We start from the raw sequence: 8,780 nt of genomic DNA, 5'->3' as shown, positions 1-8,780 counted from the left end.
ATGCCGGCTGCCGCCGCATGCCCCGCACCGCCGCGCTACGCCGCCGCCACATCGAAGTCAACCCGAACCCGCTCATCCGACTGCTCGTCATCGACGTCGACCACCCCGACGCCGTCCTCCGCGCCCTGTCGAGCCTCGGGAACCACCCGATGCCCGCCGCGATCATCGAAAACCCGGCTAACGGCCACGCCCACGCGGTTTGGCCCGTCACCGTCCCGGTCAACGCCACCAACTACGGCTCCCGCCAAGCGCTCTGCCTGGCCCAGGCGATCGAAGAAGCGCTCCGCCGCGCCGTCGACGGCGACCCCGCCTACACCGGCCGGATGATGAAGAACCCGCTCTCGCCGGACCATCTGTGCCACCTGCTGTCCAAACGCACCTACACGCTGCGGCAGATGCAGGGCGTGCTCGCCCCGGCCGGGCACATGCCCTCGCGCGGCTGGCACGCGCAACGCCGGCGAGCCCCGGTCGGCTACGGCCGTAACGAGACGCTGTTCCACTCGGTGCGTCAGTTCGGGTATCGGGCAATCCGCCACCACTGGGGCGACCCGGACGGGTTCCGGGCGACCGTGTCGCGGGAGCTAGCGCTACGAAACGCGGACTTCTCCGTGCCGCTGTCGGACAACGAGCTCGACCACATCGGGAAGTCGATCTCGGGCTGGACCATCCACCACTCCCGGATGTGGAACGACGGCCCGGCCGTCTACGACGCCACGTTCATCACCATCCAGGCCGCACGCGGACGAAAAGGAGCCGCCAAGGGAGGAGCAGCGAGAGCCGAGCAGTCTCGCCGGCTGCGCGCCCTCGCCGAGACCTTGGCGCTGTGAGCGCTGCCCTGGCCCCCAGCTTGCATAAAATCTCCTGGAGCGCCCCGACAGGCCGCCCAGACGAAGGAGTGGCACATGCCTGCGCGAACCCCCAAGCGCCGAAAGATAACCGCGCGGGAAGCCGCCGATATCCTCGGCGTCACTCCGCGCACTGTTTGCAACATGGTCGCCGAGCCCCGGGCCGAGTACCTAGGCCGCGCGAAGGCGCGTCGAGAGCGCGCGGCTCGCCTTCAGCTCGAAGGACTGCGTTGCCATCAGATCGCGGAGGCGATGGAATGCAGCTACCGCGCCGTGGTGTGCTTGCTCTATGACGCCCGCCGGAAGGGCGAGTACGCCGCAGTACAGCGTGAGCTAGAGGCGGAGCGCCCGCCACATGCCGGGCGACACAGGTAACGTCGCCATCACCGAGCTGGCCTCCTGAATGGGCGCCCTGACTCCGCGCCGCCGGGATCGTGTCGTTGCTCTGCGCCTTCAAGGCTGCGCCTACGCAGAGATCAGCCGCTACAGAGCCGGCGCGGCAGCGCTCGCACAGGCACGCGGCACCCGCCGCAGCGATCGGGCCTAAGACGGCCTCCCGATCCCCCTTCCGCTAGCAGCGGGACAGCCTCGTCTCAGGCGGGTCGCCGCGGCTCCTGTCCGACCTGGTGACGGTCGAGGGCGTGCGCGGGGAGCCTCCGGGGAGGTCTGAGGCCGATCGGCGCCGCCACGCAACGACTGGGCGCCCGCAAGGTTCCTGTGACGAACGATGCGCTCCGCGAGCCGTCCGATTTCTCCCCTCCTGCTGCCGAGTATCACTCAGTGCTGTCGCGTGACTGCGTATTCGACACTGGCGCTCCTCCTGCGAGTTTAGGTACACCTAAGTCACCTGCCAGATCAGAGCAGATCGGCACATAAAGAACGAAGGGGGGGGGGCTCGTGCTCTCAACTTCAGAAGGTGCCTCCTCGCACCTCTCACCTCCCCAGATCGCCAGAGCCCTGCAGGTCAGCACCGCAACACTGACGCGCTGGCGCGCCACCGGCCTCGGCCCGCCCTGGATCCGCGCCGGCCGCCAAATCCGCTACCCAGTCCACAGCTACAACACCTGGGTCCAGCGCCAACACGGCACCGCCGCATAGCCCCACCAGCAATGATCGCCCCCAAAAAAAAAGGGGGGGGGGACTTTCAAACGCCCCATCACGCCACCCAGAAAGGCCCACCTGCGATGACGCAGTCCATCTCCCCTGCCCAAAACACCGTTGCCGACCCCGGCTCCCCCAGCACCGCCATCCGCGCCCACATCACCGCCGCCCTCCACCGCCTCAACGACCTCCACGGCCCCGACGCCATCGCCGACCGCCTCCACCGCCTCGGGATCCGCGGCGTCTGCGGCGACCCCGGCCGATGCGCCATCGCGAACTACCTCACCGCACTCACCGGCCTCGACCCCTACGCCGTGCTCTACGTCGACCACCTCGGCTGGGACCTCTGGGCACCCGGCGACCCCGACACCCGACCCGCGATCGCCCCGATGCCCGACCACGTCGCCGCGTTCATCCGACGCTTCGACCGCAACGACTACCCAGACCTGCACGTCGTCCCCGGCATCGACAACCTCCTGGACTGGGCATGACCACCTACACCGGGCCCGTCCGGCGCCGCCGCTACGGCCGCGGCCACCGCTACGAAGACGCAAACGGCCTCAAGGTCCCCGGCGTCACCACCATCCTGAGCGACGGCATCCCGAAACCCGCCCTGGTCAACTGGGCCGCGAACACCACCGCCAACGCCGCCATCGACCGCTGGGACGAACTCTCCGAACTTCCCCCGTCCAAGCGGCTCTCGGCCCTACAGAAGGCCCGCTACGCCGACCGCGACGCCGCCGCGAACCGCGGAACCGAAGTCCACGACCTCGCCCAGCGCTACCTCCAAGGCGCACACATCGACATCCCCGACAGCGTCGCCGGCCACGTCGAGTCCTACATCGCCTTCGTCGACGACTGGACACCCACGCCCGTCCTCGTCGAAACCGTCGTCGTCTCCCACACCCACGGCTACGCCGGCACCCTCGACGCCATCGTCGACCTACCCGGCCACGGCCGCGCCCTACTCGACATCAAAACCAGCAGGTCAGGGATCTTCGGCGAAACCGCGCTCCAGCTCGCCGCCTACCGCTACGCCGACACCTACCTCGACACCGACGACACCGAGCAGCCCATGCCCGCCGTCGACGCCGTGTTCGGACTCCACCTCCGCAGCGACGGCTACTCACTCCTACCGATCACCGCCGGACCCGACGAACACCGCACGTTCCTCTACGCCCAACAGATCGCCCACTTCACCACCACCACCGCGAAACAGCTGGTAGGCGACCCGCTCACCCCCGCCCGCGACACCCGCCGCCGCCGACTGGAGCACGCCCCGTGACCGACCTCGAACCACGCCCGGCACCACCGGCGCTCCCCGCCCCGGCAGCAGACACCGACAGCTGGACCACCGTCGTCGCCGACATCGCACGCCTAGCCCAGAGCGTCGCCGGCACCGAGTTCGTGCCCAAAGAGATGCGCGGCAAACCCGCCGTCGTCACCGCCGCGATCCTCGCCGGCCGCGAACTCGGCATCCCCCCCATGACCGCCCTTCAACACGTATACATCGTCCATGGACGCCCCGGACAGTCCGCACACCTCATGCGCGCCCTCGTCCTCGCCGCCGGCCACGAGATCGACTACGTCGAAGCCACCGACCACCGCGCGATCATCCGCGGCCGCCGCACCGGCGAAACCGACTGGACCGAAGCCGAATTCACCGCCGACCAGGCCAAACGCGCCCGCATCCAACTCGGTGACTACCCGGCCGACAAGCTCGTAGCCCGCGCCACCGCACGACTGTGCCGCCGCAAGTTCGCCGACGTCATCTCCGGGCTGGCCTACACACCCGAAGAACTCGCCGACCGCGCCGAACCCACACCCGGCACCGCCCCGGCGCCCGGCCCTCGCCGCACCGCCCGCCGCGCACCGACAGCCGCGCCGCCCGCCGGCGGTCCCCCGCTGCCCAACGAACCCGGCCACGCCCCAGAACGCGAAGGGGGCGATCCGCGCCAAGTCAGAACCGCGGATCGCCCCGCACCCGACGCTACCGCAACACCAGAGCCGGCCCCGACGCCCCCCGCCGACCCGCCACCCGCCGCCGGCGACGACGACGCCCCCGACACCGCGCCGAGCCCCGCGCAGAACCGGCTCCTCCAGGCACTCCTCCGCGACGCCGGCGCCACCACCCGCGACGCCCGACACGACATCGCCGCCCGCCTCCTCGGCCGCCCCGTCACCACCGGCCTCAACCGCGCCGACACCACCACCGTCATCGACGCCCTCACCGCCCTACGCAACTCCGGACACCCAGACGGGCTCCCCGGCGCCCTCACCGCACAGAACGGCCCACAATGACCCGCCCCCGCGACGACGCCGCCCCACTACCGGCCCACGACACCTACGCCGAACAAGTCGCCCTCGGCCTCATCCTCCACAACGGCCCCCACGGCGCCGCCGAAGCCGCCACCACCCTCGCCACCAGCGACTTCTACAACCCGAAACACCAGATCATCTACGCCGCCATCACCACCCTGCACCACGCCGGCGACACCGTCACCCCCGTCACCGTCCTCGACGCCCTGCGCACCGCCGGCGACCTCGACCGCATCGGCGGCGGCACCTACCTGTTCACCCTCATGGACTCCGCCGCACCCGGCACCAGCATCACCCGCACCGCCGAAATCATCACCGCCCACTCCGCCCGCCGACGCGCCACAGACGGCCTCACACGAGCCCACCAGCTCGTCACCACCGCCCCCGCAGACCGCCTCGCCGACATCCTCGCCCGCGCCCGCGACACCCTCACCGACCTCGACATACCCGCCCCAACCCACGGCTGGGCCACGAAAGACCTCACCGACGCCCTCGCCGGACTCACACCACCCGCCACACCCACCATCGGCGCCCGCACCGACGGCGCCCACCTGTTCTACCCAGGCCGCATCCACTCCATCGCCGCCGCGCCCGAAGCCGGGAAGTCCTGGCTGGCGCTACACACCTGCGCCCAGCACCTCACCGCCGGCCACCACGTCCTCTACATCGACTTCGAAGACAACGACACCGGCATCGTCGGGCGCCTCCTCGACCTCGGCGCCGCCCCACCCACCATCCGCGACCACTTCTCCTACATCCGCCCCACCGACGCAGTGACCAGCGGAAACAACCAAGCGATGCTCGACGCGCACCTCCACGTCACCCAGCCCACGATCGCCGTACTCGACGGCGTCACCGAGGCCATGGCACTCCACGGCCTCGACCTACTCGACAACACCGACATCGCCCGCTTCACCGCGCTACTGCCCCGCCGCATCGCCGACACCGGCGCAGCCGTCATCTGCCTCGACCACATCGTCAAGGCCCGAGACGGCGACCGCCGCTACGCCATCGGCGGCCAGCACAAACTTGCCGCCATCGACGGCGCCGCCTACATCCTCGACAACCGGCACCCATTCGGCACCGGCCGAACCGGCACCACCACGATCCTCATCGCGAAAGACCGCCCCGGACAGCTCCGGCAGAAAGCGTGGCGCCACGAAACCGGCATGCACTGGTACGGAGACCTCGTCCTCGAATCCGTACAACCACCCGGCCGTAAGCCCGTCCTCAACGCCGCCGTCGTCCCGCCCGCAACCGAAGACGACCGCACCGACACGTTCCGCCCCACCGTCCTCATGGGCCGCGTCAGCAAAGCCCTGACCAGGGCCGACGGGCCACTGACGGTGCGCGGGATCATCGACCGCGTCAAGGGCCGCGGTGAGGACATCCGCGCCGCGATCGCCGCCCTCGTCGACGACGGCTACATCGCCGTCGAGAACGGCCCCCGAGGCAGCTACGTCCATGTCCTCCTGAGGCCCTTCGAAGGGGCCTCCGCGGGCCCCTCGGAAGGCCCTCAAACATGACCGTGTCCCGTGTGTCCCACCGTGTCCGGGACGCGGTCAAGTCGAGTGCGTCCCCGGGCCCCTCCCCCGGAGGGGCCCGGGACGCACTTGACGCTCCCGACGGAATCACAGACAAGGACACAGGACGGGACGCACTGAAGGCGGTCCGGCGGTGACCCGCCGCCGCCCCAGCCGGCACTGGCCCGGCGGCTCACCGCCCGGCTGGCGCCGCATCCGCGCCGCCGTCCTCGACCGCGACCGCCACCGCTGCCGCATCCAGGGCCCCACCTGCACCGCCATCGCCACCCAGGTCCACCACCTCGGCTCCCGCCACACCACCGGCGACAACCCGAAACACCTGGTCAGCGCCTGCGCCGCCTGCAACGCCGCCATCGGCGACCCCACCCGAGGCGACCCCGCACCCCGACCCACCCACTGGTGGAACACCCCCACACAAAGCCCTCAGATCGAATCTCCCGGTTCGCCCTACCCACCACACCAGGGCAACCCCGAAAACCCGTCAGGAGCCAAATGAGAGCCCAAAACGGCCCCCTACAGAAGCCGCCGCCCGCCGTCTACGGCCTCGACCCCGGCCTCGCCGCCCTCGCCACCGCCACCCTCACCCCCGGACACCCCCCACGCACCCGCACACACACCAGCCCACCCGCGCACGGGCTCGCGCCCACAGCCGCCCGCATCAACCACGCCACCAACCAAGCCCTCACCAGCATCAACACCGACATCACCCTCGCCGTCATCGAAGCCCCCAGCTACGGCTCCACCCACGGCCACCACCACGAACGCGCCGCCGCCTGGTGGAACACCATCACCGGCCTCCTCCACCGCGGAATACCCATCGCCACCTGCCCACCAGCAACCCTCAAGCGCTGGACCACCGGCGCCGGCCACGCCTCCAAACACGACATGCGACACGCCATCGCCACCCTCTGGCCCCACCACGACACCGACACCATGACCGAGCACGAGATCGACGCCGCCGCCCTCGCCGCCCTCGGCGCCCACTGGCTCGGATGGCCCGGGCCCTGGGTCGAGAAGGACTCCTCCGTATGGAAGTCCGTTCGCTGGCCCGATACAGCGCAGTCGCCAGGCCAGGCCGAATTCAGACGCTCTGCGGTTCGGTAATGGCTCTTCTGAGCATTCTGGAAAGGCCATTTTTTCATTGTTTACGCAGGTCAGGGGCAGCGCGCTATCCGTGTTTCTCTCTTTACGGACACGTACCCCAGGGGCTGGATTGCACGATTCTGAGGGTTGTTAAATGAAAAGGATCGAGCAATGAATGGCCCCGCAAGGCGACCCCCAGAAAGCGGTGTAAATATGTGCAGAAAGGGCGCGATTCGTCGCGGTGAGGCGTGAATGTCCGAGCTTCTGGATGGTTCTTCGTTGGTCGGGTCGACAATGCCGCGGCTGTGGTCTAGGCCGTTGATCGAGGGGCCTTCGGGGAAGTGTGGGTGTGGGTGTTCGCTGTCGGAGGATTCGTCGTTTGGGTTTGAGGCTGTTCGGTTTGCGGGGCGGTTGGGTGAGCGTCTTTTGCCGTGGCAGCGGTGGTGGCTTATTCATGCGCTGGAGAGGCGTCAGGGTGGGGGTTTGCGCTATCGGACGGTGTTGACGTTGGTGGCGCGCCAGAATGGCAAGTCGTTTTTGTTGAAGATTGTTGCGTTGTGGGCGATGGCGTCGGGGCGTGCGCGGTTGGTGTTGGGGGTTGCGCAGTCGGCGGATATCGCTCGGGAGTCGTGGCAAGGTGCGGTGGATGTGGCTCGGGATGCGCCGGTGGGGGCGGGTGTTGAGGTGGATGCGGTGCGTCGGGCGAATGGTGAGCAGTGTTTGACGTTAGGGAATGGGTCGCGGTATCGGATTGCTGCTGCGACGCGGTCGGCGGGTCGTGGCCTGTCGGTTGATTTGTTGATTTTGGATGAGTTGCGTGAGCATCGGGATTGGGGGTCGTGGTCGGCGTTGTCGAAGACGACGTCGGCGCGTCCTGATGCGTTGACGGTGGGGATTTCGAATGCGGGGGACGATAATTCGGTGGTGTTGAATTCGTTGCGTGCGGCGGGGTTGTCGGGGGAGGATGAGTCGTTGGGTTTGTTTGAGTGGTCGGCTCCGGATGGTGTGGCGTTGGATGATCGTTCGGGGTGGGTGTGTTCGAATCCGGCGTTGGGGCATGTTCCGAGTTTGGAGCGGGCTGTTTGTGGTGAGTTGGTGATGGATCCGCCTGCGGTGTTTCGGACGGAGCGGTTGTGTCAGCGGGTGGAGCAGTTGAATGCGGCGGTGGATGTGGCGGCGTGGCGTGATGCTGCTGATCCGGGGGTGTCGTTGGAGGCGGTGCGGGATCGGGTGGGTCTGGCGGTGGATGTGGCGCCGGATGGTCTGCATGTGACGGCGGTGGGTGCTGCGGTGCTGGATGACGGTCGGGTGCGGGTGGAGGTGTTGGGGGCGTGGGAGTCGACGGATGCGGCGCGTCGGGATCTGTTTTTGGGGGCGGATCCGCTGGTGGAGGCGGTGTCTCCGTATGTGGTCGGGTGGTTTCCGGGGGGGCCGGCGGGGGCGTTGAGCGCGGAGTTTCGGGGTTTGGAGTCGTCGGGGCGGCTGGTGCGGGCGTTGGCTGGCGGTGAGGTGGCGCAGGTGTGTCAGGGATTCGCGGATCTGGTGGCGGCGTCTCGGGTGCGGCATCCGGGGGATCCGCTGCTGGACGCGCATTTGGCGGGTGCGCAGAAGCTCGCGTCGGGGGACGGGTGGCGGTTCACGCGTAACGGGGTGGGGCACGTGGATGCGGCGTATGCGGTGGCGGGTGCGGTGCATGTGGTGCGGACGGTGCCGTTGCCGGAGCGTCCGCCGCGTGCGGCGATCTTCTGAGGGGCTGGTCGGGTGTTTGGGTTGGGGTGTCAGGTTGTGGGTGTGGTGTCGGCGTTGGTGGGGTTTTTCCTGTTGGCGGGGTGGGCGTGGTTGCTGTTCGTCGGTGGGTTGGTGTTGGTGGTGGTCGGTGTGCTGGCGG

Annotated in this window: 7 protein-coding genes; all 7 read left to right on the top strand. The window is 68.9% G+C overall.

All coding sequences use genetic code 11. The features are described from left to right. On the top strand, window positions 1-827 hold an 827-nt coding region (locus Ae150APs1_RS30110), incomplete at its 5' end, for a replication initiation protein (protein ID WP_139317315.1). A gap of 1,202 nt (window positions 828-2,029) precedes the next feature. After that, window positions 2,030-2,437 (top strand): hypothetical protein, encoded by a 408-nt coding sequence (locus Ae150APs1_RS30095; protein ID WP_075303155.1) that lies wholly within the window; start codon window positions 2,030-2,032, stop codon window positions 2,435-2,437. After that, a complete protein-coding gene (locus Ae150APs1_RS30090; RefSeq protein WP_075303153.1) occupies window positions 2,434-3,231 on the top strand; it encodes a hypothetical protein in 798 nt (265 codons plus the stop codon). The genes Ae150APs1_RS30095 and Ae150APs1_RS30090 overlap by 4 nt, the downstream gene beginning before the upstream one ends. Continuing rightward, entirely contained in the window at window positions 3,228-4,247 is a 1,020-nt protein-coding gene (locus Ae150APs1_RS32450; protein WP_139317314.1) for a hypothetical protein, read from the top strand. Before Ae150APs1_RS30090 ends, Ae150APs1_RS32450 begins: the two co-directional genes overlap by 4 nt. Beyond that, window positions 4,244-5,791 carry a DnaB-like helicase N-terminal domain-containing protein gene (locus Ae150APs1_RS30845; RefSeq protein WP_083680721.1) on the top strand — a complete coding sequence of 516 codons (1,548 nt, stop codon included), beginning with the start codon at window positions 4,244-4,246 and terminating at the stop codon, window positions 5,789-5,791. Before Ae150APs1_RS32450 ends, Ae150APs1_RS30845 begins: the two co-directional genes overlap by 4 nt. A 510-nt stretch (window positions 5,792-6,301) precedes the next feature. Then, window positions 6,302-6,913, top strand: coding sequence for a hypothetical protein (locus Ae150APs1_RS30065; RefSeq protein ID WP_075303145.1), 612 nt, complete (start codon window positions 6,302-6,304; stop codon window positions 6,911-6,913). A 477-nt stretch (window positions 6,914-7,390) separates the two neighbouring features. Continuing rightward, complete coding sequence (locus Ae150APs1_RS31755; RefSeq protein WP_139317313.1) at window positions 7,391-8,641, top strand: terminase; 1,251 nt, start codon at window positions 7,391-7,393, stop codon at window positions 8,639-8,641. Window positions 8,642-8,780: the final 139 nt, after the last annotated feature.

The organism is Pseudonocardia sp. Ae150A_Ps1, from assembly GCF_001932315.1.
Classification (GTDB): Bacteria; Actinomycetota; Actinomycetes; order Mycobacteriales; family Pseudonocardiaceae; genus Pseudonocardia.
This window is presented reverse-complemented; position numbering and strand designations above follow the sequence as displayed.

Coding starts and splice junctions, on each gene's coding strand:
- Ae150APs1_RS30095 (WP_075303155.1), top strand. CDS start 2,030: ATGACGCAGTCCATCTCCCCTGCCCAAAACACCGTTGCCGACCCCGGC.
- Ae150APs1_RS30090 (WP_075303153.1), top strand. CDS start 2,434: ATGACCACCTACACCGGGCCCGTCCGGCGCCGCCGCTACGGCCGCGGC.
- Ae150APs1_RS30845 (WP_083680721.1), top strand. CDS start 4,244: ATGACCCGCCCCCGCGACGACGCCGCCCCACTACCGGCCCACGACACC.
- Ae150APs1_RS30065 (WP_075303145.1), top strand. CDS start 6,302: ATGAGAGCCCAAAACGGCCCCCTACAGAAGCCGCCGCCCGCCGTCTAC.